The following is a 24,114-nucleotide window of genomic DNA, read 5'->3' on the forward strand; positions in this document are numbered from 1 at the left end:
CCTTGGGAGGTGGAAAGATTTTTTTGCCGCCTGAGCTACCGGAGCGTTTCGCCGAAGAAGGTCGTGAGCCGCTTCCAATGGCGTTCCGCACCCGCCTCGTCATAGACGTTGTGGTCCGGCACGCACCAGCCATGTGCCATGCCGACATAGTTTTCGATGACGTGGTCGACTTCTGCCGTTCTGAGCGCTTCCGCCAACCGCGCCGATTGCTCCGGCGGAAAACTGCGGTCGACGCCGGAGACGCCGACATAGACACGCGCCTTGATCGAAGCGGCCTTGCGATGCGGACTGTCGGCGGCGTCGCTTGCCAGATTGCCGCCATGGAAGCTTGCCGCGGCCACGATTCGGTCGGGATAGCTAGCAGCCGCATTCAGCGCCCGCGCTCCGCCCATGCAGTAGCCGACGACACCGACTGGTCCGGTGATACCCTCGGCCGTCAGCGCGTCAAGGAAGGCGGCCCCGTCGCGGATAGTCATGTTCTGCGTCGTGCCCCCACTCAGCACCAACAGCGCAGCCTTGCTCTTTTCCTCGGCAAAGGCAGTCTTGGGATCGAACGGGCCATAGGGCACATAGCGATAGAAGAGATCGGGCACCAGGACCGCATAACCGTGCCCGGCAAGGCGCTCGGCCATCTGGTCGAGCACCGGGCGCGGGCCGAATATATCCATGTAGAGGATGACGCCGGCCTTCACACCCGCGGCTGGACGAAACAGCCGTGCTTTCGCCGTGCCGTCCTGGGTCTTGATCTCGATGTCCTGCTTGGTCATTGCGCGCTCCGTTGAGAACCTGCGCGATACATATCCGCGCCGCCCGCCAGGGCAAGCAGCGGCATCGTTCTCGCATTCAAGATTCCGTGCGCGTCCAACAAGGACTACAGCCCGGCAAAAGCCGCCATATGGAAGGCCTGGGCATCGGCCGGATAGCGATAGTCGACGCCATATGGACAGGCATTGCGGTCAAGGCAGCCGCCGGCGCGACAGGCAGTCCCGTCCGTTCCGCGCACATGCGCCAGGCAGGTCTCGTGTCGAAAACCTTGCTCGGAATAGGCATCCACCGGACAGGATTTCATGCAGGGTTTGTCGATGCATGTGTCGCAAAGATGAATCGCTTCGCGAGGTTGAGGAAGAGACAACTCCTCCTCGAACAGCAGAGCGCCGCGGTAGGCATGCCAGAGGCCATAAGTTGGATGCATGAGGATGCTGAGCGGCGACGGCTTCAGTCCTTCCGCCCGCATCGCCCATTGCTGGAACGGCAGATAGGGTCGATCGGAGGGCGACACGGCGCGCGCTCCGAATTCTTGCGCGACCGCGCCGATCATCTGCCGCGACCATGTATCGAGCGGATTGGCCACCGGCTGCGGCTGCTCCTCCAGCCAGCGCTGAAAATGCGGCCACGGTGCAGCGCCGGCCTGTCCGACAAGCAGGACGGATTTGGCAGCACCGCCTGAAGCCGCGGCGGGTGCGGCTTCACCGCCGGCAAAGCCGAACCCGCCACGAAGAATGAGGCCATTCGCCGCAAGCGCGGCCGCGATCCCTTCGATCCGGCCGTGCGCGCGCGTCATCCTTTCCGGTCCGGGTCGGAGAACGCGCTCCGCCAGACTTCCTTGTGAATGATGTTGGCGACTTTAGCCCGGCCTGACTCGGGCTCCTTTCAAGTGAAGGCGTCGGGCATCGAGGCCTTCTTCTTGGCGATGAACTCCTTCAGCGCTTCGTCGATCGACGGATCGAGGTGAGGAGCTTCGTAGCTCTCCAGCCAGCGGCGGGCGAGCTCGTTGGCGCGCTGCGGCGCTGTCTTCTCGCCTTCGGCCAGCCACTGCTCGTAGGAATTGTTGTCGGCGATGCTCGAGCGGTAGAACGCAGTCTGGAAATTGGCTTGGGTGTGGTCGCAGCCGAGATAATGGCTGCCCGGACCGACCTGGCGGATGGCATCCATCGCCTGGCCGTTTTCCGACAGGTCGACGCCCTCGGAGAATTTCTGCGTCATGCCGAGTTGGTCGATGTCCATCATGAACTTCTCGTAGCAGGACGCCAGCCCGCCTTCGAGCCACCCGGCCGAATGCAGGACGAAATTGGTGCCGGCCAGGATGGTCGAGTTCAGCGTGTTGGCGCTCTCATAGGCCGCCTGCGCATCCGGGATCTTCGAGGCGCAGAGCGAGCCGCCGGTGCGGAACGGCAGGCCGAGCCGCCGGGCAAGCTGCGCCGCGCCGTAGGAGACCAGCGACGGCTCCGGCGTGCCGAAAGTCGGCGCACCCGACTGCATCGAGATCGACGAGGCGAAGGTGCCGAACAGCACCGGTGCGCCGGGGCGGACGAGCTGCGTGAACGAGGCGCCGGCCAGCACTTCGGCCAGGACCTGCGTCAGCGTGCCGGCAACCGTCACCGGGCTCATCGCGCCGGCCAGGATGAACGGCGTCACGATGCAGGCCTGGTTGTGGCGCGCATAGACTTTCGCGGCGCCGAGCATGGTCTCATCGAAAACCATCGGCGAGTTGGCGTTGATCAGGCTGGTCAGCACCGTGTTGTTCTCGACGAAATCGTCGCCGAACACGATCTTGGCCATCGCGACCGTGTCCTCGGCCCGCTCCGGCGCGGTCACCGAGCCCATGAACGGCTTGTCCGAATAGCGGATATGCGAATAGACCATGTCGAGATGGCGCTTGTTGACCGGCACGTCGACCGGTTCGCACACCGTGCCGCCTGAATGGTGGATCGAAGGCGCCATATAGGCGAGCTTCACGAAATTCTGGAAATCCGCGATCGTGGCATAACGGCGGTTGCCGTCGAGGTCGCGCACGAAGGGCGGGCCGTAGACCGGTGCGAAGACGGTTGCATTGCCACCGATCTGCACCGAGCGCTCCGGATTGCGCGCATGTTGGGTGTAGATCGAAGGCGCGGTCTTCAGCAACGAGCGGCAAAGCCCTTTCGGGAAATGCACGCGCTCGCCCTTGACGTCGGCGCCCGCCTTTTTCCAGAGCGCGAGCGCCTCGGCGTCGTCGCGAAAGATGATGCCGATTTCTTCCAGCACCGTGTCGGTGTTCTTCTCGATCAGCGCCAGGCCTTCCTCGTTGAGGACCTCATAGACGTTGATTTTGCGCTTTATATAGGTGAGCTGCGTGCCCGGACCGCCGCCCGAGCGGGCTGCCCGGCGTGCCGCAGCGCCACTGCCGGCGCCACGCCCGCGCCTGCCGCCCGACGCTTCCTGTTCGACTGCCGCGTTATCGCTCATGATCGATCTTCCCGTGAATTGGTCTGAATTGGCCGGCGGCCCGTTTTTGCCGCCGCTTCTTGCCGGATCGTAGCCATGCACCCTATTGGAAACGGCTCGCCAGCGCCAACGCCTGTCGCAAAATCGACAAGGAAACCAATAGATTTCCAGTCGCTTTCCTTTTGCGGAAAGTCGCAAATCAGCTATGGATACCTCGCCCTCACGGGTTAGGTATTGGCGCATCGATTTTTAGGCTGCCGCGGTCATTCCGAGCAGCAAGGAGCCCGAGGAAAAAATGGCCGACGACGAGATCATCCTTTCCGAGCTTTCCGACGAGGAACTTGTGCAGCAGATGCATGACGACCTCTATGATGGGCTGAAGGAAGAAATCGAGGAAGGTACTCATATTCTTCTCGAGCGCGGCTGGCAGCCCTACACGGTGCTGACCGAGGCGCTGGTCGAAGGCATGCGTATCGTCGGCGAGGATTTCCGTGACGGTATCCTGTTCGTGCCGGAAGTGCTGCTCTCGGCCAACGCCATGAAGGCCGGCATGGCCATCCTGCGTCCGCTGCTCGCCGCCACCGGCGCCCCCAAGCAGGGCAAGATGGTGATCGGCACCGTCAAGGGCGACATCCACGACATCGGTAAGAACCTTGTCGGCATGATGATGGAAGGCGCCGGCTTCGACGTCATCGACCTCGGCATCAACAATGCCGTCGAGAAATATCTGGAGGCGATCGAGCAGCATCAGCCCGACATCATCGGCATGTCGGCGCTGCTCACCACCACCATGCCCTATATGAAGGTCGTCATCGACACGATGAAGGAAAAGGGCATTCGCGACGACTACGTCGTTCTCGTCGGCGGCGCGCCGCTCAACGAGGAATTCGGCAAGGCCGTTGGCGCCGATGCCTATTGCCGCGATGCGGCGGTGGCGGTCGAGACCGCCAAGGACTTCATGAAGCGCAAGCACAACGTTCGCGCCTCCGCCTGACCGAGGCATCAGGATGGATCGAAAAAAAGCCGCGCCTTGCAGCGCGGCTTTTTTGTTACCAGATGATGGAAGAGATGGCCTCGCATCAGGGCTTGGTGACTGTGTCCTCGACCGCCTTGGCCGTCGATTTGACATCCTTGCCGACGCCCCGGACGGTGTTGGCGCAGGCCGTCAGGACCAGCGCGCAGGCGAGAATGGCGACGGGGCCAAGGCGCAACAGTTTCATGGACGGGTGTCTCCCTCGTTCAATGGATTCGATCAACTGCAACGGAAGTCGGCTCAGCTGAATTCATGGCCAAGGCCCAAAAAACACAAACGAATCAAGCAGACAGGCTTCTGGTCATTGCCTGCGGGATGATCGCGCGCGAAGTTCTGGCCGTCAAGGAGCGGCTGGGGCTCGACCATCTCGAACTGACCTGCCTGCCGGCCGAGTTTCACTTCTATCCCGACCGCATCGCACCGGCCATGGACAAGGCGATCGTAAAGGCCAAGGCCGAAGGCTATCGGCACATCTTCGTCGGCTATGGCGATTGCGGCACCGGCGGGTTGCTTGACCAGGTGATCGAAAAACACGGCGTCGAGCGAATGCCAGGACCGCACTGCTTTGCCTTCTACCAAGGCATGGATGCCTATGCGAAGGTCGCCGACGATGACATGATGTCGTTCTACATGACCGACTTCCTCTGCCGTCAGTTCGAAGCTTTCTTCATCAAGCCGCTCGGCCTCGACAGGCATCCCGAGCTGATCAAGGATTATTTCGGCAACTACGAGAAGCTGATTTATCTCGCCCAGACCGACGATCCGGAACTCGACAAGGTCGCGGAACATGCCGCCGCTCTGCTCGGCCTCGCCTATGAGCGCCGTCCGACCGGCTATGGCGATCTGACGGATGAGCTGGCCCGGGTTTCGACGATTAGCTAGTGCCGGCCAAGGGGGAATCGATGTCCTTTCGGCCCTTGCTTCTGTCTTTTCTCGTGGGTGTCTATTCAGTCGTGCCTGCGCACGCCGACGGCGAGGTGCAGAAGCTGATCACCTCTGCCGACAAGGCACGGCTCGACAAATATGGAGAAACTCGCAAGGCCGCCCTTGAAGAAGCCAAGGCCGGCGATCCGGCCGAGGTCAGGCAGCTCGATGCGTTGCTCGCCAGGCCGCTCGTCGCTTTCTCCGAAAAGGACCTTACCGGCAACTGGAAATGCCGCACCATCAAGGCTGGCGGCCTGAGCCCGCTCGTCATCTACGGATGGTTCAAATGCAAGGTGACCGACGATGGCTCGGGCTGGAAGCTGGAGAAGATCAGCGGCTCGCAGCGCACCGCGGGCCGCTTCTTCGATGATGGCGAGAAGCGCGCCATCTACCTAGGTTCCTTTTCCGTCAACGACGACAAGGCAAAGCCATATGGCAGCGGCCCCGAGAGCGACCAGGTCGGCTACGCCTTCCGCAGCGGCGCTGCCGAATGGCGCATCGAATTCCCCTCGCCCTACTACGAATCGAAACTCGACATCATGGAATTCAAGCGCTGACTGCGCACGATCGGACCGGCTTGAGACTTTTCGGACCGGGATCACGCATCTCCCGCCGGCTCACCAAGGATTAACTCGCCCGCCCTAGCATGCGCCCGGTTTCAAGAGCGGGTGCTTGCCATGGCAGCGTCGGGATCCAGTCCGCAGCCGATCGTGGTCGTCACGGAGGGCGGTCCGCATGTCTGGGCCCTTGTCAACGCGCTTGCCGATCGCGTCGGGCCGGTCAGCGTCGTCCTCGAAACGCCTGAATCCAAAAAACGCCTGCTGCTCGGCCGGGCCCGCCGCCAGGGCTGGACATCGGCTGTCGGCCAGTTCGGCACGATGGTGCTGACAAGGCTCGGCAAACGGTTCTTCGCCGGCCACGCCGCGCGATTGATTGCCGAAGAGAGGCTTGAGACAGAGCCGCGGCAAGATCAGGCGATCATCCATGTGCCCTCCGCGAACGGCAAGGAATGCCTCGAGGCGATCGAAAACATCAACCCGGGCGTCGTGCTGCTTGCCGGCTGCAGACTCTTGTCCAAAGACACGTTGGCGAAGATACCGTGCCCCGTCCTCAACTATCACGCCGGCATTGCTCCGAAATATCGCGGCATGAATGGAGGTTATTGGGCATTGGTCTCCGGCGATCCGCAAAATTTCGGCACCACCGTTCATCTCGTCGATGCCGGCGTAGATACCGGCGGCGTGCTCAAGCAGGCGCGCGGCAAGCCTAAGCGCGGCGACTCCATCGCCAGTTACGCGCTGCGTCAGGCGGCGTTTTCCCGCGAGATCTGCGCCCAGGCGATCAGCGATGCGCTGGCTGGAAAACTCGCGACTTTCGATCCCTCCTTGCCGTCCAGGCAATGGTATCATCCGACGATCTGGTTCTATTTCTGGACCGGCTTGATGAAGGGGATTTGGTAGCCGTCCGTTAGCCGGATTTCACCTTTCTTTTTGCGACCTCCAACAGCGTCGCTTTTGAATGCGCGCGCGTCGTCCCATAACAAGCGGTCCAAAGGCGCTTGCGGCAATGCTCGAAACGTCGAGGAGTTGAGAATTCATGGCCGATCTGATCGTCGTCTATTGGCGCGACATTCCTGCCCAGGTCATTGTCCGCAAGGGCCGGCAGAACGCCAAGCGCGAGCTGCCGCTGCGCTTCACCGAAGCGATAGACATGTGCGCCATGCGCACGGGAGCCGGCGGCACCGATGACTATCTCGCCGAATGGCGCAAGGCCGACCCCGTTCCGGTCGGCGACGACATCGAGGTTGAGGTCGAGAAAGCTTACCAGGAACTCGACACGAAATATGACCGCGAGCGGCTGGTCGCTCTGGTCAAGGCGGGCGGGAAAGAAAATGTCTGAGAAACAGCCGGCAGTTACCCAGGCCACACTGGTCAAGAAGGCGGCGCCGAAGTCCGACTACAAGCCTGCAGACGTGTCCCCGCAGCGACGCGTTCAGCGCACCTTCGCAGTGCGGCTGTGGTCGATCCGCCATTCGCGATTGCTCGAATGGTTCTACAGCAGGTTCGCCGATGTCTTTCTGTTGCTGCATCCTCTGTGGAAGGGTATCGGCTACGGCCGCGTCGAGGCCCCGGTCAAATTCGTCGAGAAGCGCGTCAAGGGCTTCATGTTCGACTGCCGCATGTGTGGCCAGTGCGTCCTGTCCTCCACCGGCATGTCGTGCCCGATGAACTGCCCCAAGCAGCTCCGCAACGGTCCCTGCGGCGGTGTGCGCGCCAATGGCAATTGCGAAGTCGAGCCGGATATGCCTTGCGTCTGGGTCAAAGCCTGGGAGGGCTCCCGCAATATGGTTCATGGCGACAAGATCCTGACCGTGCAGAAGCCTGTCGATCAGTCGCTGCGTGAAACCTCGGCCTGGCTCAGGGTAACTGCGCAGTCGGCCGCAGCGCGCGAAGCAGCACAGAACTCCCAGAACACCGGAGCTTCAGCATGAACTTCAGCCAGCGCGACGAGAATCCTGCCGGTATCCACCTGCCGCTCGATCCTCTTCCCGGCCACTCTTCGCGCGGCCGGCTGGAGCGCGTGCTGCGGCGCGGCGAGTTTGCGGTGACGACCGAGCTCAACCCGCCCGACAGCGCCGATCCGGAAGACGTCTACAACCGCGCTAAGATCTTCGACGGCTGGGTCGACGCCATCAACGCCGTCGATGCGTCAGGCGCCAACTGCCACATGTCGTCGGTCGGCATCTGCGCGCTGCTTACTCGCATGGGCTATGCCCCGATCATGCAGATCGCCTGCCGCGACAAGAACCGCATCGCCATCCAGGGCGACGTACTGGGCGGTGCGGCGATGGGTGTCGCCAACATGCTTTGTCTGACCGGTGACGGCGTCCAGGCCGGCGACCAGCCGGGCGCCAAGCCTGTGTTCGACCTCGACTCGATGTCGCTGCTCGAGACCATCCGCATCATGCGCGACAACGGCAAGTTCCTGTCCGGCCGCAAGCTGACGACCCCGCCCCAGGTGTTCCTGGGCGCCGCCGTCAATCCGTTCGCGCCGCCTTTCGATTTCCGTCCGATCCATCTCGGCAAGAAGATCGCCGCCGGCGCGCAGTTCGTGCAGACGCAATATTGCTTCGACGTGCCCATGTTCAAGACCTTCATGCAGAAGGCACGAGACCTCGGCCATACTGAAAAGGTCTTCATCCTTTGCGGCGTCGGCCCGCTGGCATCGGCCAAGACGGCCAAGTGGATCCGCTCGAACGTGCCGGGAATCCATATCCCCGATCCCATCATCAAGCGGCTCGAAGGCGCTCAGGATCAGAAGAAGGAAGGCAAGCAGCTCTGCATCGACATCATCAATGAGGTGAAGGAAATTCCGGGTGTTGCCGGCGTCCATGTGATGGCCTATCGGCAGGAGGAATATGTCGCCGAGATCGTCGATGAATCGGGCGTGCTGAAGGGCCGTCAGCCCTGGAAGCGGGAGATTCGCCGCGACGACCAGTTGGTCGCGGACCGGCTCGATCACATTCTGCACGACGAGATTACCGAAACCCAGGTGGATATGGTGAAGACTGCGCATTGAAGGCGTTGCCGGCACTGAACTGCTTGAACGAAACCAGATAACGATATAAAGAACTCTTTATATCCCGACGGAGAGATTTCATGACCCGCACCATCGTCGCCTCGGCGACCCGAGAGATCGTCATCGGCTTCGACCAGCCCTTCTGCGTCATCGGCGAGCGTATCAATCCGACCGGCCGCAAGAAGCTGGCCGCCGAGATGGTGGCCGGCAATTTCGAGACCGTCATCAAGGATGCGCTGGAACAGGCCGCCTGCGGCGCCACCATGCTCGACGTCAATGCCGGCGTCACCGCCGTCGACCCGAACGCCACCGAGCCGGCGCTGCTGGTGCAGACGCTGGAGATCGTGCAGAACCTCGTCGACCTGCCGCTGTCGATCGATTCCTCGGTGACCGCCGCGATCGAGGCGGCGCTGAAGGTGGCCAAGGGCCGCCCGCTGGTCAACTCGGTCACCGGCGAAGAAGAAAAGCTCGAGGCCATCCTGCCGCTGGTCAAGAAATACAACGTTCCGGTCGTCGCCATTTCCAACGACGAGACCGGCATTTCGATGGATCCGGACGTCCGCTTCGCCGTCGCCAAGAAGATCGTCGAGCGCTGCGCCGACCATGGCATTCCGGCCCACGACGTCGTCGTCGATCCGCTGGTGATGCCGATCGGCGCGTTGGGCGACGCCGGCCGCCAGGTGTTCTCGCTGCTGCGCCGCCTTCGCGAGGAGCTCAAGGTCAACACCACCTGCGGCCTCTCCAACATCTCCTTCGGCCTGCCGCACCGCCACGGCATCAACGCCGCCTTCATCCCGATGGTGATCGGCGCCGGCATGACCTCGGCGATCATGAACCCGGTCCGTCCGCAGGAAATGGAAGCCGTGCGCGGCGCCAATGTGCTGAACGGCACTGACGAGAACTGCACCAACTGGATTCGCACCTACAAGGACTACAAGCCCGCCGAAGGTGGCCATGCCGTTGCTGCTCCGGTCGCGGTCACCGCCCCTGGCGAAGGCGCTGCCGCCGGCGGGCGCCGTCGCGGCGGCAGGGAAGCCCGGATGGCCAGGGGATAAGCGCGCAATCGTGAACCCGCCTCCCAATATCACCGACCCGCTCGTGCTGTTCATGCCGTCCGGCAAGCGCGGGCGGTTTCCGGTCGGCACGCCGGTGCTGGATGCCGCGCGCCAGCTCGGTGTCTACGTCGAAAGCGTGTGCGGCGGCCGCGCCACATGCGGGCGCTGCCAGATCGAGGTGCAGGAAGGCAATTTCGCCAAGCACAAGATCGTCTCTTCCAACGAGCACATCTCGTCGAAGGGCGCCAAGGAAGAGCGCTACGAGCGGGTGCGCGGCCTGCCTGAACGCCGCCGCCTCTCCTGCTCGGCGCAGATCCTCGGCGATCTCGTCATCGACGTGCCGCAGGACACGGTCATCAACGCCCAGACCATCCGCAAGGACGCCGACACCAGGGTGATCGCCCGCGATACGGCGATCCGCATGTGCTATGTCGAGATCGAAGAGCCCGACATGCACAAGCCGCTCGGCGATCTCGATCGGCTCAAGATCGCCCTGATGAAGGACTGGGGCCTTACGAACCTCGAGTTCGACTTCTACCTCATGCCCCAGGTGCAGGGCATCCTGCGCAAGGGCAACTGGACCGCCACCGCCGCCATTCACAAGGACGCCGACAGCGACATCGCGCGCGTCATCGCGCTCTGGCCTGGCCTGAAGAACGAAGCTTACGGTCTCGCCTGCGACATCGGCTCGACCACGATCGCCATGCATCTTGTGTCGCTGCTGTCGGGCCGCGTCGCCGCTTCCTCCGGCACGTCCAATCCGCAGATCCGCTTCGGTGAGGATCTGATGAGCCGCGTCTCCTATGTGATGATGAACCCGGATGGCCGCGAAGGCATGACGGTCGCCGTACGCGAAGCCGTTTCCGGTCTTGTCGACAAGGTCTGCACGGAAGGCAATGTCCAGCGCAATGACATTCTTGACGCGGTGTTCGTCGGCAATCCGATCATGCACCATCTCTTCCTCGGCATCGATCCAACCGAGCTCGGCGGCGCGCCCTTCGCGCTTGCCGTTTCCGGTGCCGTGCGCATCAAGGCCTCGGATCTCGGCCTGAAACTGAACCAGGGCGCGCGTCTTTACATGCTGCCCTGCATCGCCGGCCATGTCGGCGCCGACGCCGCCGCCGTCACGCTTTCGGAAGGCCCGCATCGCCAGGACGAGATGATGCTGATCGTCGACGTCGGCACGAATGCCGAGATCGTGCTCGGCAACAGGACCCGCGTGGTCGCGGCCTCGTCCCCAACCGGACCCGCCTTCGAGGGCGCGGAAATCTCCGGTGGTCAGCGGGCGGCACCGGGCGCCATCGAGCGCGTGCGCATCGACCCCGACACGCTGGAACCCCGCTACCGCGTCATCGGTTCGGAATTGTGGTCGGATCAGCCGGGTTTCGCGGAGAGCGTCCAGGCGACCGGCGTCACCGGCATTTGCGGCTCCGGCATCATCGAGGTGATTGCCGAGATGTATCTGTCGGGCATCATTTCGGAAGACGGTGTGGTCGACGGTTCGCTTTCATCCCGCTCGCCGCGCATCGTCGCCACCGGGCGCACCTTCTCCTACCTGCTCAAGGAGGGCGAGCCGAAGATCACCATCACCCAAAACGATGTGCGCGCCATCCAGCTTGCCAAGGCGGCGCTCTATGCCGGCACCAAGCTTTTGATGGAAAAGCAGCACACCGCCCATGTCGACCGCATCCATTTCGCGGGCGCGTTCGGCTCCTTCATCGATCCGAAATACGCCATGGTGTTGGGGCTCATCCCCGATTGCGACCTGGACAAGGTCTCGGCTGTCGGCAATGCCGCCGGCGCCGGTGCCCGCATGGCGCTTTTGAATCGCGGCTACCGTCGCGAGATCGAAGAAACGGTGAGCCGGATCGAGAAGATCGAGACGGCCTTGGAGCCGAAGTTCCAGGAGCATTTCGTCTATGCCATGGCGCTGCCCAACAAGGTCGACCCGTTCCCGAAGCTGGCAGCTGCGGTGAAGCTGCCGCCGCGCAAGACGGTGGGCGAGGATGGCGCCGCCGATGCCACGCCGCGAAGGCGCTCGCGCGAGGAACGCGCGGCACGGCGCGGCCGGGAATAGCCCGGCTGCCGGCCCTTCCGACCTGAGATTTCATTTGCATGCAAATGTTTCCGGATTGACTGATCCGGAAACGATCGCGCTGTTTTCGCGAAATCCGACGGAAACACGCCAGGCGCATTTAGCCTGCCATCGAAGGCCGGCGTGAAATGTCTTCGCGCCGCGGCGACCTTCCGGAGGAACCAACATGTCGATGTTTGATAATCTGAGCCGTTTCGGCGTCACCATCAGGCAGGCTCATGCACGGGGCAAAGCGGTCCGCGCTCTGAACAGCCTGCCTGCTCATGTTCAGAAGGACATTGGCTGGCCGGCGTCGCCGCCGAGCGACCCGCAGGCAGTCCTTCATTCGTTGCTGCTGGGGACGGCGCGCTGATGACCTTCGCCGACAAATGCAAGCTGCTCGGCAGGCGCCGGGGCCCAAACGTGGCCTCGGCGACCGGCGACCACAAGCTGCGGGCCGCGCTGCTGCCACGGCGCTAAGGTGTCCGCCGTCGGATCACGCCGATGTGCCGTGGCCCGAACCTTGACATTTTTAACTGAGGTACAATCTTCGGATTGCGGGGGGAAGTTCTCTTAGTCGGCTCCGTCGAAGTCCGTGTATCCGCATGCCCAGTCTGAAAAGCCACTTCGTCTCGTTCGTTCTCAGGCACAGCCGCAAGAAAGCCTTCTCCAGCCCTGAGAACCTGCAGCGATGGATCGCTTACGCCCGCAGGACCGAGGATCATCATCCGCCGGCCTTGCTCAGGTCGCGCCTGGACATCACTGAAGATGTTGTCGACGGCTTTCCGGTCTATGAGATCGCGCCCAAGGCCGGCGAGCGCCGGCGTATCCTCTACATGCATGGCGGCGCCTTCGTCTTTCAGATCACGACCTACCATTGGGGTCTGATCGCCGAAATGGCGGAACGGCTGGGCTTCGGCATCACCGTGCCGATCTACCCCATCGCCCCGGAGCACGACTTTCACGCCATGTTCGGCATGGTGAGCCATGTCTATCGGCTGATGCTCGAGGAGACCAAGGCCGAGGACATCATCTTCATGGGCGATTCCGCCGGTGGCAACATGGCGGTCGTGCTCACCATGATGGCGGCCGAGCAAGGCCTGCCTCTGCCGTCTTGCCATGTGCTGATTTCGCCCGGACTCGACATGTCGCTGTCCAATCCGGAGGTGTTCGAGGCGGAACGCAACGATCCTTGGCTTGGCATCTCAGGCGGGCTGGAGGCGATCCGGCTCTACAGCGCCGGCATCGATCGCGCCGACTGGCACATCAGCCCGCTCTACGGCGATCTCTGCGTGCTGCCGAAGACATTGCTGCTGACCGGCTCGCGCGACCTGCTCACCCCCGACAACCTGATCTTCGCCGAGCGGGCGCGGGCCGCTGGCGTCGAGGTCGACGTGGTCTACGAAGAAGGCATGTTCCACGTATGGCCGCTGATCGAGATGCCTGAAGCGCGCCGCGCGCGCGACAGCATCGTCGCCTTCCTTACGAGGGAACCGGTGTCCCGCCCTGCCCAGGCGCGGCGTGGGACGAGAGCCATTTTCGCAGACGGTTCCGCACCGGCGGCCGAATAGATCAGAACTTGCCGGTTTCGTGGAACAGCTCGAACGTCGCGCGGATGTGGTCCGCGACGGCCTTCACCGGCGCACTGGCGTCCGGCGCCACCACCATGGCGAGATTGTAGGTGCCGATATCGGGCATGCCGTCCTTCGGGCCGAGTTCGACCATGTCGTCACCGAGGAAGGACTTCGGCAGCGGAGCGACGGCAAGATCGGCCATGATCGCGGCACGCTGGCCGGCGGTGTGGGCGCTCATATAGGCGACGCGATAGTTGCGCCCCTCGCGGCCAAGCGCTTCGAGCGCACCGGCCCGCCAGGCGCAGCCCTCTTCCCACAGCGACACCGGCAGCGGCTCGCGCAGATGCGCGCAACCGCCCTTGGCGCCGGCCCACACGATGGGTTCGGTCAGCAGCACCTCGGCGCCAAGCGCGCTGGTCTTGTACGAATTGGTGAGCAGCGTGATGTCGAGCGCGCGGTCGTCCATGCGGCGGCGCAGATTGCTGCTCTGATCGATGGTGACGTCGACGGCGATCGATGGATGCGACTGCGCAAAGCGCTTCAACACATGCGGCAGCACACGCTCGCCATAGTCGTCCGGCGAGCCAAGCCGCACCACGCCGACAATGTCGGGAATGATGAACTTCGACACCACCTCGCGGTTGATCGACAGAAGCCTCCGGGCGTAGCCGAGCAGCATTTCCCCATCCGTGGTCAGCGTCACCGAGCGCGCGTCGCGCGCAAACACGGAGCGGCCGAGAATATCCTCCAGCTTCTTGATCTGCATTGAGACGGCCGAAGGCGTGCGGAAAACGGCGTTTGCGGCAGTGGTGAAGCTGCCGGTCTCGGCGATTGCCACGAAGGTGCGCAGCACATCGAGGTCAAGCAAAGGCAAAGGGTGATTGAGCGGGGCGTTCATGGGGGTCCACCTTCAATTTTTCTGATGCAAACCATCATCCCATTTCGTTTGATTGAACATCAGTTCGGGCGCATAGTCAACTCCATCGATCGAGGCTCCTGCCAAGGGTGATCACGGACCGACCATCAAAAGGGCCTGCAATCGATGTGAACTGAAGCAGACCAACGCATCGCCGGGGCGTCCTCCCTGCCCCCGAACCCATAGGAGAGTGAAATGTCCATTCTGTTATCCATTGGTCGGCTCGCGACCGAGTTCAGCGCCGCCCGCGCCCGCTACCAGACCGAACGCGCCATCCATGCGCTGCCCATCGAACTGCAGAAGGATATCGGCTGGCCGGAAGCCGCCGATGCCAAGACCGGCTCGCGTCTGGGTGTCGGAAGCTGGGCCGGAGCGAAGTAAAAGAGTGAACAGTCAAGATTGAAGGCCTGCCGCCCAGTCCGGCAGGCCTTTTTGTTTGCGTGCCTACGAGTTTCGCAGAGCCATGCAACCGCTGCATGACGCATATGAACCACTCGCATAACGATCCTGCTTCGGCATTAAATCGCTGTAAACAATCGTAAATTTCAGGCACATTGCCCAAAGATATCGCAATCGATGTCGCTTTTCATAACAACCACTTCGCTTTTGCGATTTTGTTTTCGCTGAAGCACGCCTATATCCACGCCAGCAAAACGAGCTGCCCCACTCCATCAAGCGAAGGCGACCCGTCCGCGCAACCGAATGGAGATGACAATGAAGCTTTTTGCCCGCCTTTTCAGCCGCCGCGAAATGAACCTGACGACCGCTCTGGAGCGTCAGCGTCTTGCCAAGACCATGCCCGGTCAGACCGGCGCTGTGGCCGCTGCCCGCCTCGGCTTCGTCGCCTGAGGCAGTCTTGGACCGGGCGGCTCCGCCGTCACTGAGATCGATCAAAACGCCGCCCGGCTGGACCGAGGCGGCGTTTTGCTTTGATGGCGCAGCTTCTCTGAATACCTAGGGTGGTAGCGACTGGCCAACCGCCATTGGCGATTGCCCATTTGCGACCCGTGTCGCAAATTTAATCTTCGCTAGACCGTCTACCCGATTGACAGGAATGGTTTTTCCTGATGTCGCTATGCTGTTCGCGACATCCTGTTCGCGTCATGGCCGCGTGAGGTTTTCCCGTGAATGCCGCAAAGCACCCGATCAAGAGATCTTTTGTATTCTTCCTCGTCCCCGACTTCACGATGATCGCCTTTGCGACGGCGCTCGATCCGCTGCGCTCGGCCAACCGGATGCTCGGCTACGACGCCTACAGCTGGCGTCTGGCAAGCATTGACGGCAAGCCGGTGCGCGCCTCGAATGGCGTCGAATGCGCCGTCAACACCTCGCTTGAGGAAGAGCGCAAGAAGATGTCGGGCGCGGATAGGCCGAACATGGCCATCGTGTGCAGCGGCGTCAATGTCGAGCGGTACTACAACAAGTCGGCTTTCGCCTGGCTGCGCGAGGAATACAATCGCGGTGTCGCCGTCGGCGGGCTTTGCACCGGCGCGCACATCCTGGCCGCAGCAGGCCTGCTCTCCAACAAGCGCTGCGCCATCCATTGGGAGAACCTGCCGGGCTTCTCGGAAGCGTTCCCGAAGGCCAATGTCTTTGCCGATCTCTTTGAGGTCGACCAGAACGTCTACACCTGCGCCGGCGGCACCGCCGCGCTCGACATGATGCTGAAGCTGATTGGCGACGATTTCGACGAGAGCCTCGTCAATCGCGTCTGCGAGCAGGTTCTGACCGACCGCGTGCGCAGTCCGACCGATCGCCAGCGTCTGCCGCTGCGCGCACGTCTGGGCGTTCAGAACTCGAAGGTGCTGACGATCATCGAACTGATGGAGGCGAACCTCTCAGAGCCGCTGTCGCTGATTGAGATCGCCGACCACGTCGATTTGTCACGGCGGCAGATCGAGCGCCTGTTCCGCACCGAGATGGGTCGTTCCCCGGCCCGCTATTATCTGGAGATCCGGCTCGATCGCGCCAGGCATCTGCTCATCCAGTCGTCGATGCCGGTGGTCGAGGTGGCTGTCGCCTGCGGTTTCGTCTCGGCCTCGCATTTCTCCAAATGCTATCGCGAGCTCTATGCGCGCTCGCCGCAGCAGGAACGGGTCGACCGCAAGCAGCTTCTCGCCGCCTGACCCGCACAGAGTGGGTGGGCTTCAGTACCGGTCGCAGTAGCACTCGGCCGACGAGATGCGATCGTTCCAGCCGGTGCCGCCGAAGTCCCGAACCCTGCGATTGAGCTCGATCGAACCGCCTCGCATTCCGGTGTGCTCATAGGCGACGAGCGTGCAACCGCGGCGCACCAGCACCGAGGAGATGCGATCATTCCAGAACTGGCCGCGACGGAAATTGACTGCGTCGTCGGGGCCCATTTCGAAGGAACGACCTCGGAAATTCGCGTGTTCGAACAAGACGCAGGCTGCCTCCCCGTAGAATTGGGCGCTCGCAGTGCCGGCAAAAATGGTCGACGCAACTGCGGTCAGGATGAACAGGCGTTTCATGTCATGCCTCATTGTTTGCTCGCTTCGAGCGATGGCGCCGATCCAGGCGCATTGCCACGGTAAGGTACTTAGAGCAAATCCAGGAAAAGTCTGTAGCGCTTTTCCGTCCCCAACTGCGTCGGGACAGATAGCTGGAACGGTCAGCGGGTGTCGTACATCCAGCTTCGGTTGCGCCACATTTTCTCGCCGGCCATGCAATCGGCGGCCGGCCTGTCGTCGGCAAGCACCACCGGCGGGCGCGCTGCCTGTTCGGCAGCCCATTGCGACGATGCAGGACCGGCAAGTTCGAGCACCAGCTTGCGCCGTACAGCCTCTGGAAATTGCGTCCAGTCATTGACCGGAATCATGAAGGCGCCCGCTCCCCCGATGACGCAGTCGCTGTAGTAGCGGTCGAGATTGTCGACGTCGAAGGCGCCGCCGTAGCCGCCTCGCGTCATCAGCGGCAGTCCGTTGATGGTGATGCCCTGCTTCACCACCTCGTCCCGCGTGATGTTGACCGGCGCACCCTGATTGTTGGGCCCATCCCCGGAAACGTCGATGACACGCTTGGTGCCCTGGAAACCGCTTTCGGCGAAAAGGTCGCTACCGAAGGTCAGTGCACCGGAGATCGACGTGCGCCGTGCACTGTCGGGCGGCCGCGCATTGAGCTGAGCGACGAAATGATCGGCGTCGGCGCGATTGGTGATCGGCGTCCACGGCACGATGACGCGCTGCCATGTCGTGCCGGCCCACTCGACATAGGTAACCGCGATCTTGCCATAGGTGCCGTCCGCGATGGCCTTCAGAACATTGTCGTGCGTCAGCGCGGCCGCGTAGCCGTGCCGCTGGATCTCGAGTTCATCCGGCGACATGGAGAGCGATACATCGACCGCCAGCACCAGTTCGACATCGACCGGCTCGACCGCGGTCGAGCGTGCCGTCAGGCCCAGGAACAGCGCCAGCGCGGCAGCGCCCGGAAGCCAGTGACCTCTGCGGCCGTAAGCGGACATGCCTTGACGGTAAGCGATATTCGATCTGTGGACAAAACAAAAAAGGCCCGGCAGCGACCGGGCCCTTTCGCGAACATTTGCAGCGCTCAGCTGCGCGGCTTGAGGTTCTCCGGGTCGTAGAGCGGCTTGTAGCCGACGCCGGCCACCTCCACCGGGTAGGTCTCGCTGAAATACTCCACCTGCAACTTCCGGCCCTCCTGGCAGTAGGCCCAGGGCAGATAGGCGAGCGCGATGTTCTTGCCGATCGTCGGGCCATAGGCGACGGAAGTGGTGAAGGAGCGGCGGCCAAGCTCGTCGACCAAAGTCTCACCGGTCGCGGGATCCTGCACCGGCATGGTGCCAACCGGATAGCGAGCAACGCCCTTGGAATCGAGGTTCTCGGTCATCACCAGGGTGCAGAGCATTGCCGGCTGGTGTTCGCGGGCCCGGTATTCAAGATGCTTGGCCTTGCCGCAGAAGTCGTTCTCCTTGACCTTCGGGCGGGCAAGGTCGGCCTCGAGCAGATTGTACTCCGTCAACAGGTCGGCGTTCTGCAGCCGCAGGCTCTTTTCCATGCGGCGCGTGTTGGCGTAGGTCTCGACGCCGAACGGCATGACACCGGTCGAGCGCAGCGCGTCCCAGACGGCCAGACCGTCCTCGTAGCGCATATGCAGTTCCCAGCCCTGCTCGCCGACATAGGAGATGCGGAATGCCGTCACGTCCTTGCCCCCGATGCGGATCGGCTTGATCGCGGCGAAGGGGAAATTCTCCGGCGTCAGCCCATTCGGATCCTCGACCACCTTCTGCAGGGTCGTGCGCGCGTTCGGCCCCCAGATACCGATGGTGACGTATTTCTCGGTCACGTCGGTGACGGTGACGTCGAAGCCTTTGTCCTGCGCGGTGCGCTGCATGTAGCGGAAGTCGCGTGGCCCGGCGTCGGCGCCGTCGATCACCCGGCAGCGGTCGGCCATCCGGATGACGGTGAAGTCGGCGCGCACCATGCCTTCCTCGTCGAGGAAGTGGGTGTAGATACCCTTGCCGATATTGTTGTCGCCGCCGATCTTGGCTGCGCACAGCCATTCCAGCAGGGCGACATGGTCTGGCCCTTCGACGTCGTACATCGAGAAGTGCGAGAGGTTGACGATGCCGCAATCCTCGCTCATCGCCAGATGCTCGGCATTGGAGACGCGCCAGAAATGGCGGTTGTCCCACTCGTTCTCGCGCACCGGCACGCGGTTGCCGTATTTTTCGAGGAGATGCTCGTTGGCGGCATAGCCGTGCGCACGCTCCCAGCCGCCCAGTTCCATGAAATAGCCGCCGAGCTCCTTCTCCCGCTCCCAGAACGGCGAGCGGCGGATGTTGCGCCCCTTGGAGAACGGCTCGCGCGGATGGACCGCCGGATTGTAGACCTTCATCGCCGTCTCGGTGCAGCGATCCCAGATGAACTGTTCCTTCGTCTGGTGCGGATAGAAGCGCGCATAATCGATGGCGTGATGGTCGATTTCAGTTCTGCCGTCGGTCATCCAGTCGGCGATCAGCTTGCCCATGCCTGGGCCGTCCTTGACCCAGATGGCGACGGCATACCAAAGGCCCCTCACCTTCTGGCTCTCGCCCATGGACGGGCCGCCGTCGGTCGTCACCTGCAGCAGGCCGTTGAAGGAATGGCCCTCATTGTAGCCGAGCTCGCCCAGGATCGGCGTCAGCTCCATGGCGCGCTCCAGCGGCGCCAGGATCTGCTCCATGTCGAGGTCGCGCTGCGACGGCGACAGCCGCGCCTGATCCTTCTCGAGCAGGTCGCGCGGATGGCAAAGGCGCGGATTGTTCTCCTCGTAGTAGCCCCACTCGATCTGCCCGCCTTCGGCCGTCTTGGGATCGCCGGTGTCGCGCATATAGGCCGAGTTGCCCTGGTCGCGCAGCAGCGGCCAGCCGATCTCCTTGCCGGTGCCGGCGAACTCGTTGTAGGGGCCGAAGAAAGTGAGCGGGTGGTCGATCGGCATGACCGGCAGGTCCTCGCCGACCATTTCCGCGGTCAAGCGGCCCCATATGCCGGTGCAGACCACGACATAGTCGGCTTCGATGGTGCCGCGCTCGGTCACGACGCCCTTGATGCGACCGTTTTCGACCATCAGCTCCTTGGCCGAGGTATTGGCAAAGGCCTGGAGCTTGCCGGAGGCTACACCCTGGTCGACGAGCTTGCCGGCAACCATTTGTGAGCGCGGGATGACGAGGCCGGCGTCGGGATCCCACAACCCGCCCTGCACCATATGTTCTTCGATCAGCGGGAATTTCTGCTTGATTTCGGCGGGCTCGATCAGGCGGGCGCGAGTGCCGAAGGATTTGGCCGATGCGATCTTGCGCTTGATCTCGTCCATGCGGGCGTCGTCACCGACACGGGCAACCTCGAGCCCGCCGATGCGCGCGTAATGGCCCATCTTCTCGTAGAAATCGATCGAATAGAGCGTTGTCCAGCAAGACAGGAAATCGTGGCTGGTCGTATAGCAGAAATCGGAAGCGTGCGCGGTCGAGCCGATGTCGGTCGGTATGCCCGACTTGTCGATGCCGACAATGTCGTCCCAGCCGCGTTCGATCAGGTGATGGGCGACGGACGCGCCGACAATACCGCCAAGACCGACGATGACGACCTTCGCCCTTTTCGGAAATTCTGCCATTTCCCGCGACTCCAAAGTGGTAAGCAGGCGCGCCGGCGCCGGTTCGAATGGCGCACAATATGCAGACGAGGACGCTCGGGCTACCGCCTGTTTGCGACACGCGCCAAGGTGCGGCGCGACCCGGCGGGCTGGCCCGCTGTCACAGGAGATTTTGGCTCAAACGAAGGCCCAGATGTCCTCGGCCTGGAAGCCGACCTGGTAGCCGGCGGTCTTGAGTTTGACGATAACCTGACCGATCTCGGCGGCCGGCAGAGCGCCGACCTCGACCTTGATCATGCCGGGGCGGTAGCGCGTGAGGTCCAACTGATCGAACACCATCCAGTCAGCGCCTTCGCAATCGACCAGGAAAGCGTCGATATAGGTGATGCCGTTGCGGTCGAGCAGCGTCTGCAATGTTTCAGACGGGACCTCGATGTCCTTCAGATGCGGCGCGAACTTGTTGAAGTTGGCGTCCGCCTCGCCCCAGGCGTTTTTGCCGGACATCAGTTTGGTGTCGGTCACCGACGAGCAGCCGATGAACTCGATCGGCAATGTGCCCGACTCGAGCGCGACCGCGTCGAACGTGCGAACGGTGATGGTGCCCTTCGTCCTGGTCACCGCGACCGGCTCGATGACGAAGCGCTCGGCATCGGGATAGTTGGCGCGCAGCCGCTTCTGATTGTAGGGGATCGGCTCGACCAGCAGCGCACGCGCATGGGGAATGCGGCGCAGCCAGGGCGTCACATCGTCGAACAGCGCGCCGTCGCAGGCGCCGACATTGACCATCTGGAACGGCCGTCCGCCGCCGAAGCGGGCCGTGAGCGCCGCGCTGGCCAGGAACTTCGTGCCATGCAGGGCCGGTCCGCGATCGAGCAGGCCGGTGGGCAGGCCGAGCGACAGGAGAACACGCACGAGGCTGGACACCGAACTCATGATTTGTCTCCGGCGACTGCCTGCGGCGCGGCGCGGCGTCCGCCCTGGCTCGCTGACGCCCAGAGCCCGGTCAGCGGCACCACGAGCATAAGGAATGGCGGCAAGAGATTGGGAAAGTAGATGCGTGTATCGTGGATCGGGAAGACTGCGAACTTCGCCAGCACGCCGAGCACGAGCGCTGCAAGCAGGATCCCGGCGCGGCGGTCGAGCCGAAAGCCGGCGCGCCCGAGCCCAAACCAACCGGCCAGCGCCAGCACCGAGACCCCAACCCAACTGTTGAGGCTGACCGCACGAACCAATGAAGCGGCGAAGGCTTTGAGATAGGCCGCCACCGAGAAAGGCGGCTCGAAGCCGTCCATGTTGTAGTGCTGCTCGATGCTGGAGAACCACAGATGCGCCCACCAGCCGGGATGCTCGGCCCAGTGCGAAATGGCGAAATAGGCGATCAAGGACGCCACGAAGCCGGCCAGCGCGCCCCATGCCTTCTGCCGGAAAGCGACGAGCAGCACGGCGAAGATGGCGAGGAAGACGATGTTGTCGGGGCGCGCCAGAAAGGCGAGGAAGAGCAGGAGCGCGCTCGCCGCCTCGCGTTTGCTGAGATAGGCAAACAGTCCGCCGAGAAACAGCGCAGAGCACAAGAGGTCCGGCGTCGCGGCCCGCGCCACGTCGCCGAAATCGGCTATGATCAGAATGGCGCCCACGGCCGGCGCCAGCGCCAGCGCCCCCTGCGCGCGCAGCCAGAGCAGCGTGATGGCGCCGAATAGCAGCACCGAGAGCACCTGAACCAGGCGCATCGCCTCGACGGGCGAAACGACATGGCTGAGACTCGACAGGATCTCGGCATAGAGGAACTTGATGCGGTACATGCCCAGCAATGAATGGAAGTCGGCGGCGTTCTCGGCCATGTGGCTGCGGAAGCCGCCACCATCTTCGATCAGCGCCTGGTACTCGGCGGCCGGCACGCCGGCCTTGACCATGCTGTAGGCATAGTCGTGCAGCGCTTGCGGATCGGGGTGGGTGCGTTCCTCGGCGATCGCCAGGTAGGGCAGCATATCCCAATTGGCGTCAGGCATGATCCAGGCCGTCACTGCGGTGAGCAGGATATAGAGCGCGAAAGCTGCCGCCCCGATCGGCGCCGCAAATCGCGCATAGGTGCCCTCGCCCCAGGCCAGGCTGGCACCGGCGAGCCTTTCGAGCGGATTGGCGGGAGCAGCGGGCGGCCGGGTCAGCATCGCCTGCCTCAGCGGACCTGGCTTTTCACGAAGTCCTTCACGATCGCCACGATGCCGCGCGACAGCAGACTGTCGAAGGCGTCGACGAAGCGATCGACATGCTCGCGCTGGCAGATTAGGGGCGGCTCGAGCCGGATGACGTTGCGATTGTATTCGGTGAAAGCGACGAGCACGTCATAGTCGCGCAAGAGCAGGGCGCCGACGAAACCCGACAGCGATCCCTTCAGCTTGTCGTCGAGCACGCTTACCACCGGTCGCAGCACCATCGGCAGGGTCTGCGAGAAGTCGTGGAACTCGAGCCCGATCATAAAGCCCTTGCCGCGCACGTCCTTGATGATCTTTGGATATTTTTCCTTCAGCGCCTGCAATCGCTGCAAAAGGTATTCGCCCGTCGCAGCGGCGTTGTCGATCAGCCCCTCGTCATAGAGGACGTTCAGCCCCTCGATCGCGGTGACGCAGGCCTCGCCCATACCCCCGAAGGTCGCCATGGCATGGATCATCGCCGTCTTCGGCGTCCCGTAGGCCTTCATGTAAACATCGCGCTTGGCGATCATGGCGCCAACCGCGGCCTTGCCGGCGCCGAGCGACTTCGCCAGCGCCGTGACGTCCGGCACCACGCCATAATGCTCGAAGGCGTAGAAGCGGCCGGAGCGGCCGTAGCCGCACTGGACCTCGTCGGCGACCCACAGCACGCCATACCGGTCGCAGAGCGCGCGCAGCTTCTGCCAATATTGCGCCTCTGCCTGGATGATGCCGCCGCCGCCCTGGATGGTCTCGAGCACGATGACGCCGATCTCGGGATCGCTCTTGAACAGTCGCTCGACCGCGTCGATGTCGCCAAAGGGAACGCGCACGACATTGTCGGCCACCTTGAAGTCGGCGCGGTAGAGCTGGCCGTCGGTGATCGCCAGCACACCCTTGGTCTTGCCGTGGAAGGAATTCTCGGCATAGACGACCTTCGGCCGCTTCGGGCCTGCGGCGCGTTCGGCAAGCTTGACCGCCGCTTCCATCGCTTCCGAGCCGGAGGAACCGAGGAACACCATGTCGAGGTCGCCAGGCGAGCACTTGGCGATATTGTGCGCAAGCGCTGCCGCATATTGCGACATGAAGGCGATGGCGATCTCCTGGCGCTTTTCCTCCTGGAATTTCCTCCGTGCCTCCAGGATGCGCGGATGGTTGTGGCCGAAAGCCAAAGACCCGAAGCCGCCGAAGAAGTCGAGGATCTTGCGGCCGTTCTGGTCGATGTAGAACATGCCTTCGGCGCGCTCGATCTTGACCTTGTGGAAGCCGAGCAGCTTCATGAAATGCAGCTGGCCCGGATTGAGATGCGTCTTGAACAGGTCGGTGATGCGGGCGACATCCATCCCCTTGGCCTGCTCGACGCTGATCAGGTCGGGCTTGGCTATTGCTGCGGGCGCCAGCGCCGGCGCCTCCACTAGAGCGCGCGTGCCAGTGTGTTCCGGCTTGGCCATGACGGTCATC

General features: G+C 62.9%; 24 protein-coding genes. 13 read left to right on the forward strand and 11 right to left on the reverse strand.

The window, feature by feature from the left end; genetic code table 11:
- Positions 1 to 35 precede the first annotated feature (35 nt).
- From EN818_RS23070 to EN818_RS23080, 3 genes are all read right to left on the reverse strand, one after another.
- Positions 36 to 767: a dienelactone hydrolase family protein gene (locus EN818_RS23070; RefSeq protein ID WP_095807107.1), complete on the reverse strand. Its 732-nt coding sequence runs from the start codon at positions 765 to 767 to the stop codon at positions 36 to 38.
- A gap of 104 nt (positions 768 to 871) precedes the next feature.
- Positions 872 to 1,561 carry a hypothetical protein gene (locus EN818_RS23075; RefSeq protein WP_095807106.1) on the reverse strand — a complete coding sequence of 230 codons (690 nt, stop codon included), beginning with the start codon at positions 1,559 to 1,561 and terminating at the stop codon, positions 872 to 874.
- 89 nt (positions 1,562 to 1,650) lie between these two features.
- The gene (locus tag EN818_RS23080) at positions 1,651 to 3,225 is read right to left on the reverse strand and encodes a trimethylamine methyltransferase family protein (protein WP_095807252.1); all 1,575 of its coding nucleotides are present in this window, start codon (positions 3,223 to 3,225) and stop codon (positions 1,651 to 1,653) included.
- Positions 3,226 to 3,499: 274 nt separating this feature from the next.
- Here EN818_RS23080 and EN818_RS23085 point away from each other — a divergent pair, with 274 nt between their 5' ends.
- Positions 3,500 to 4,198 carry a B12-binding domain-containing protein gene (locus EN818_RS23085; RefSeq protein ID WP_095807105.1) on the forward strand — a complete coding sequence of 233 codons (699 nt, stop codon included), beginning with the start codon at positions 3,500 to 3,502 and terminating at the stop codon, positions 4,196 to 4,198.
- Between the two features lie 85 nt (positions 4,199 to 4,283).
- Here EN818_RS23085 and EN818_RS23090 read toward each other — a convergent pair whose 3' ends face one another.
- Entirely contained in the window at positions 4,284 to 4,424 is a 141-nt protein-coding gene (locus EN818_RS23090) for an entericidin A/B family lipoprotein (RefSeq protein WP_095807104.1), read from the reverse strand.
- Between the two features lie 65 nt (positions 4,425 to 4,489).
- Between EN818_RS23090 and EN818_RS23095 the strand changes: the two genes are divergently transcribed.
- The 9 genes from EN818_RS23095 to EN818_RS23140 all read left to right on the forward strand — a co-directional run bounded on the left by EN818_RS23095 (position 4,490) and on the right by EN818_RS23140 (position 13,440).
- Positions 4,490 to 5,119 (forward strand): DUF1638 domain-containing protein, encoded by a 630-nt coding sequence (locus tag EN818_RS23095; RefSeq protein WP_095807103.1) that lies wholly within the window; start codon positions 4,490 to 4,492, stop codon positions 5,117 to 5,119.
- A gap of 20 nt (positions 5,120 to 5,139) precedes the next feature.
- A complete protein-coding gene (locus EN818_RS23100; protein WP_095807251.1) occupies positions 5,140 to 5,718 on the forward strand; it encodes a DUF4893 domain-containing protein in 579 nt (192 codons plus the stop codon).
- A 120-nt stretch (positions 5,719 to 5,838) separates the two neighbouring features.
- Complete coding sequence (locus tag EN818_RS23105) at positions 5,839 to 6,621, forward strand: formyl transferase (protein WP_129553885.1); 783 nt, start codon at positions 5,839 to 5,841, stop codon at positions 6,619 to 6,621.
- 136 nt (positions 6,622 to 6,757) lie between these two features.
- Positions 6,758 to 7,060 carry a virulence factor gene (locus tag EN818_RS23110; RefSeq protein WP_095807101.1) on the forward strand — a complete coding sequence of 101 codons (303 nt, stop codon included), beginning with the start codon at positions 6,758 to 6,760 and terminating at the stop codon, positions 7,058 to 7,060.
- Positions 7,053 to 7,652, forward strand: a complete 600-nt coding sequence (locus EN818_RS23115) for a methylenetetrahydrofolate reductase C-terminal domain-containing protein (protein ID WP_095807100.1) — start codon at positions 7,053 to 7,055, stop codon at positions 7,650 to 7,652. Before EN818_RS23110 ends, EN818_RS23115 begins: the two co-directional genes overlap by 8 nt.
- Entirely contained in the window at positions 7,649 to 8,740 is a 1,092-nt protein-coding gene (locus tag EN818_RS23120) for a methylenetetrahydrofolate reductase (protein ID WP_095807099.1), read from the forward strand. Before EN818_RS23115 ends, EN818_RS23120 begins: the two co-directional genes overlap by 4 nt.
- Positions 8,741 to 8,820: 80 nt before the next feature.
- Positions 8,821 to 9,795: a methyltetrahydrofolate cobalamin methyltransferase gene (locus tag EN818_RS23125; protein WP_095807098.1), complete on the forward strand. Its 975-nt coding sequence runs from the start codon at positions 8,821 to 8,823 to the stop codon at positions 9,793 to 9,795.
- A gap of 10 nt (positions 9,796 to 9,805) precedes the next feature.
- The gene (locus EN818_RS23130; protein WP_165350020.1) at positions 9,806 to 11,872 is read left to right on the forward strand and encodes an ASKHA domain-containing protein; all 2,067 of its coding nucleotides are present in this window, start codon (positions 9,806 to 9,808) and stop codon (positions 11,870 to 11,872) included.
- 602 nt (positions 11,873 to 12,474) lie between these two features.
- The gene (locus EN818_RS23140; RefSeq protein ID WP_095807096.1) at positions 12,475 to 13,440 is read left to right on the forward strand and encodes an alpha/beta hydrolase; all 966 of its coding nucleotides are present in this window, start codon (positions 12,475 to 12,477) and stop codon (positions 13,438 to 13,440) included.
- Between the two features lies 1 nt (position 13,441).
- Here the strand turns inward: EN818_RS23140 and EN818_RS23145 are convergent, their stop codons facing one another.
- Positions 13,442 to 14,341, reverse strand: coding sequence for a LysR substrate-binding domain-containing protein (locus EN818_RS23145; protein ID WP_095807095.1), 900 nt, complete (start codon positions 14,339 to 14,341; stop codon positions 13,442 to 13,444).
- Between the two features lie 213 nt (positions 14,342 to 14,554).
- Between EN818_RS23145 and EN818_RS23150 the strand changes: the two genes are divergently transcribed.
- The 3 genes from EN818_RS23150 (at position 14,555) to EN818_RS23160 (ending at position 16,485) form a co-directional block, all read left to right on the forward strand.
- A complete protein-coding gene (locus EN818_RS23150) occupies positions 14,555 to 14,740 on the forward strand; it encodes a hypothetical protein (protein WP_095807094.1) in 186 nt (61 codons plus the stop codon).
- A 333-nt stretch (positions 14,741 to 15,073) separates the two neighbouring features.
- Positions 15,074 to 15,208, forward strand: a complete 135-nt coding sequence (locus EN818_RS34365) for a hypothetical protein (RefSeq protein ID WP_095807249.1) — start codon at positions 15,074 to 15,076, stop codon at positions 15,206 to 15,208.
- Between the two features lie 338 nt (positions 15,209 to 15,546).
- Positions 15,547 to 16,485 (forward strand): GlxA family transcriptional regulator, encoded by a 939-nt coding sequence (locus EN818_RS23160; RefSeq protein WP_348627032.1) that lies wholly within the window; start codon positions 15,547 to 15,549, stop codon positions 16,483 to 16,485.
- Between the two features lie 21 nt (positions 16,486 to 16,506).
- On the opposite strand, the gene EN818_RS23165 is transcribed toward EN818_RS23160, so the two are convergent.
- The 6 genes from EN818_RS23165 to EN818_RS23190 form a co-directional block, all read right to left on the reverse strand.
- Positions 16,507 to 16,851, reverse strand: coding sequence for a beta/gamma crystallin-related protein (locus EN818_RS23165; protein WP_095807092.1), 345 nt, complete (start codon positions 16,849 to 16,851; stop codon positions 16,507 to 16,509).
- A gap of 140 nt (positions 16,852 to 16,991) precedes the next feature.
- On the reverse strand, positions 16,992 to 17,840 hold the full coding sequence (locus tag EN818_RS23170) for a DUF1194 domain-containing protein (protein WP_095807091.1): 849 nt from the start codon (positions 17,838 to 17,840) through the stop codon (positions 16,992 to 16,994).
- An 86-nt stretch (positions 17,841 to 17,926) separates the two neighbouring features.
- The gene (locus EN818_RS23175) at positions 17,927 to 20,488 is read right to left on the reverse strand and encodes an FAD-dependent oxidoreductase (protein ID WP_135905113.1); all 2,562 of its coding nucleotides are present in this window, start codon (positions 20,486 to 20,488) and stop codon (positions 17,927 to 17,929) included.
- Positions 20,489 to 20,644: 156 nt separating this feature from the next.
- On the reverse strand, positions 20,645 to 21,400 hold the full coding sequence (locus EN818_RS23180) for an FkbM family methyltransferase (protein ID WP_129553884.1): 756 nt from the start codon (positions 21,398 to 21,400) through the stop codon (positions 20,645 to 20,647).
- Complete coding sequence (locus EN818_RS23185) at positions 21,397 to 22,632, reverse strand: hypothetical protein (protein ID WP_095807088.1); 1,236 nt, start codon at positions 22,630 to 22,632, stop codon at positions 21,397 to 21,399. The genes EN818_RS23180 and EN818_RS23185 overlap by 4 nt, the downstream gene beginning before the upstream one ends.
- 8 nt (positions 22,633 to 22,640) lie before the next feature.
- Positions 22,641 to 24,113 (reverse strand): aspartate aminotransferase family protein, encoded by a 1,473-nt coding sequence (locus tag EN818_RS23190; RefSeq protein WP_095807087.1) that lies wholly within the window; start codon positions 24,111 to 24,113, stop codon positions 22,641 to 22,643.
- Position 24,114 lies beyond the last annotated feature (1 nt).

The sequence above is a fragment of the Mesorhizobium sp. M3A.F.Ca.ET.175.01.1.1 genome, assembly GCF_004791945.1.
In the GTDB taxonomy this organism is placed as follows: Bacteria; Pseudomonadota; Alphaproteobacteria; order Rhizobiales; family Rhizobiaceae; genus Mesorhizobium.

Bases quoted from the DNA above. Each gene is read 5' to 3' on its own strand.
- EN818_RS23070 (WP_095807107.1), bottom strand. From the start codon at position 767: ATGACCAAGCAGGACATCGAGATCAAGACCCAGGACGGCACGGCGAAA.
- EN818_RS23075 (WP_095807106.1), bottom strand. From the start codon at position 1,561: ATGACGCGCGCGCACGGCCGGATCGAAGGGATCGCGGCCGCGCTTGCG.
- EN818_RS23080 (WP_095807252.1), bottom strand. From the start codon at position 3,225: ATGAGCGATAACGCGGCAGTCGAACAGGAAGCGTCGGGCGGCAGGCGC.
- EN818_RS23085 (WP_095807105.1), top strand. From the start codon at position 3,500: ATGGCCGACGACGAGATCATCCTTTCCGAGCTTTCCGACGAGGAACTT.
- EN818_RS23090 (WP_095807104.1), bottom strand. From the start codon at position 4,424: ATGAAACTGTTGCGCCTTGGCCCCGTCGCCATTCTCGCCTGCGCGCTG.
- EN818_RS23095 (WP_095807103.1), top strand. From the start codon at position 4,490: ATGGCCAAGGCCCAAAAAACACAAACGAATCAAGCAGACAGGCTTCTG.
- EN818_RS23100 (WP_095807251.1), top strand. From the start codon at position 5,140: ATGTCCTTTCGGCCCTTGCTTCTGTCTTTTCTCGTGGGTGTCTATTCA.
- EN818_RS23105 (WP_129553885.1), top strand. From the start codon at position 5,839: ATGGCAGCGTCGGGATCCAGTCCGCAGCCGATCGTGGTCGTCACGGAG.
- EN818_RS23110 (WP_095807101.1), top strand. From the start codon at position 6,758: ATGGCCGATCTGATCGTCGTCTATTGGCGCGACATTCCTGCCCAGGTC.
- EN818_RS23115 (WP_095807100.1), top strand. From the start codon at position 7,053: ATGTCTGAGAAACAGCCGGCAGTTACCCAGGCCACACTGGTCAAGAAG.
- EN818_RS23120 (WP_095807099.1), top strand. From the start codon at position 7,649: ATGAACTTCAGCCAGCGCGACGAGAATCCTGCCGGTATCCACCTGCCG.
- EN818_RS23125 (WP_095807098.1), top strand. From the start codon at position 8,821: ATGACCCGCACCATCGTCGCCTCGGCGACCCGAGAGATCGTCATCGGC.
- EN818_RS23140 (WP_095807096.1), top strand. From the start codon at position 12,475: ATGCCCAGTCTGAAAAGCCACTTCGTCTCGTTCGTTCTCAGGCACAGC.
- EN818_RS23145 (WP_095807095.1), bottom strand. From the start codon at position 14,341: ATGAACGCCCCGCTCAATCACCCTTTGCCTTTGCTTGACCTCGATGTG.
- EN818_RS23150 (WP_095807094.1), top strand. From the start codon at position 14,555: ATGTCCATTCTGTTATCCATTGGTCGGCTCGCGACCGAGTTCAGCGCC.
- EN818_RS34365 (WP_095807249.1), top strand. From the start codon at position 15,074: ATGAAGCTTTTTGCCCGCCTTTTCAGCCGCCGCGAAATGAACCTGACG.
- EN818_RS23160 (WP_348627032.1), top strand. From the start codon at position 15,547: ATGATCGCCTTTGCGACGGCGCTCGATCCGCTGCGCTCGGCCAACCGG.
- EN818_RS23165 (WP_095807092.1), bottom strand. From the start codon at position 16,851: ATGAAACGCCTGTTCATCCTGACCGCAGTTGCGTCGACCATTTTTGCC.
- EN818_RS23170 (WP_095807091.1), bottom strand. From the start codon at position 17,840: ATGTCCGCTTACGGCCGCAGAGGTCACTGGCTTCCGGGCGCTGCCGCG.
- EN818_RS23175 (WP_135905113.1), bottom strand. From the start codon at position 20,488: ATGGCAGAATTTCCGAAAAGGGCGAAGGTCGTCATCGTCGGTCTTGGC.
- EN818_RS23180 (WP_129553884.1), bottom strand. From the start codon at position 21,400: ATGAGTTCGGTGTCCAGCCTCGTGCGTGTTCTCCTGTCGCTCGGCCTG.
- EN818_RS23185 (WP_095807088.1), bottom strand. From the start codon at position 22,632: ATGCTGACCCGGCCGCCCGCTGCTCCCGCCAATCCGCTCGAAAGGCTC.
- EN818_RS23190 (WP_095807087.1), bottom strand. From the start codon at position 24,113: ATGACCGTCATGGCCAAGCCGGAACACACTGGCACGCGCGCTCTAGTG.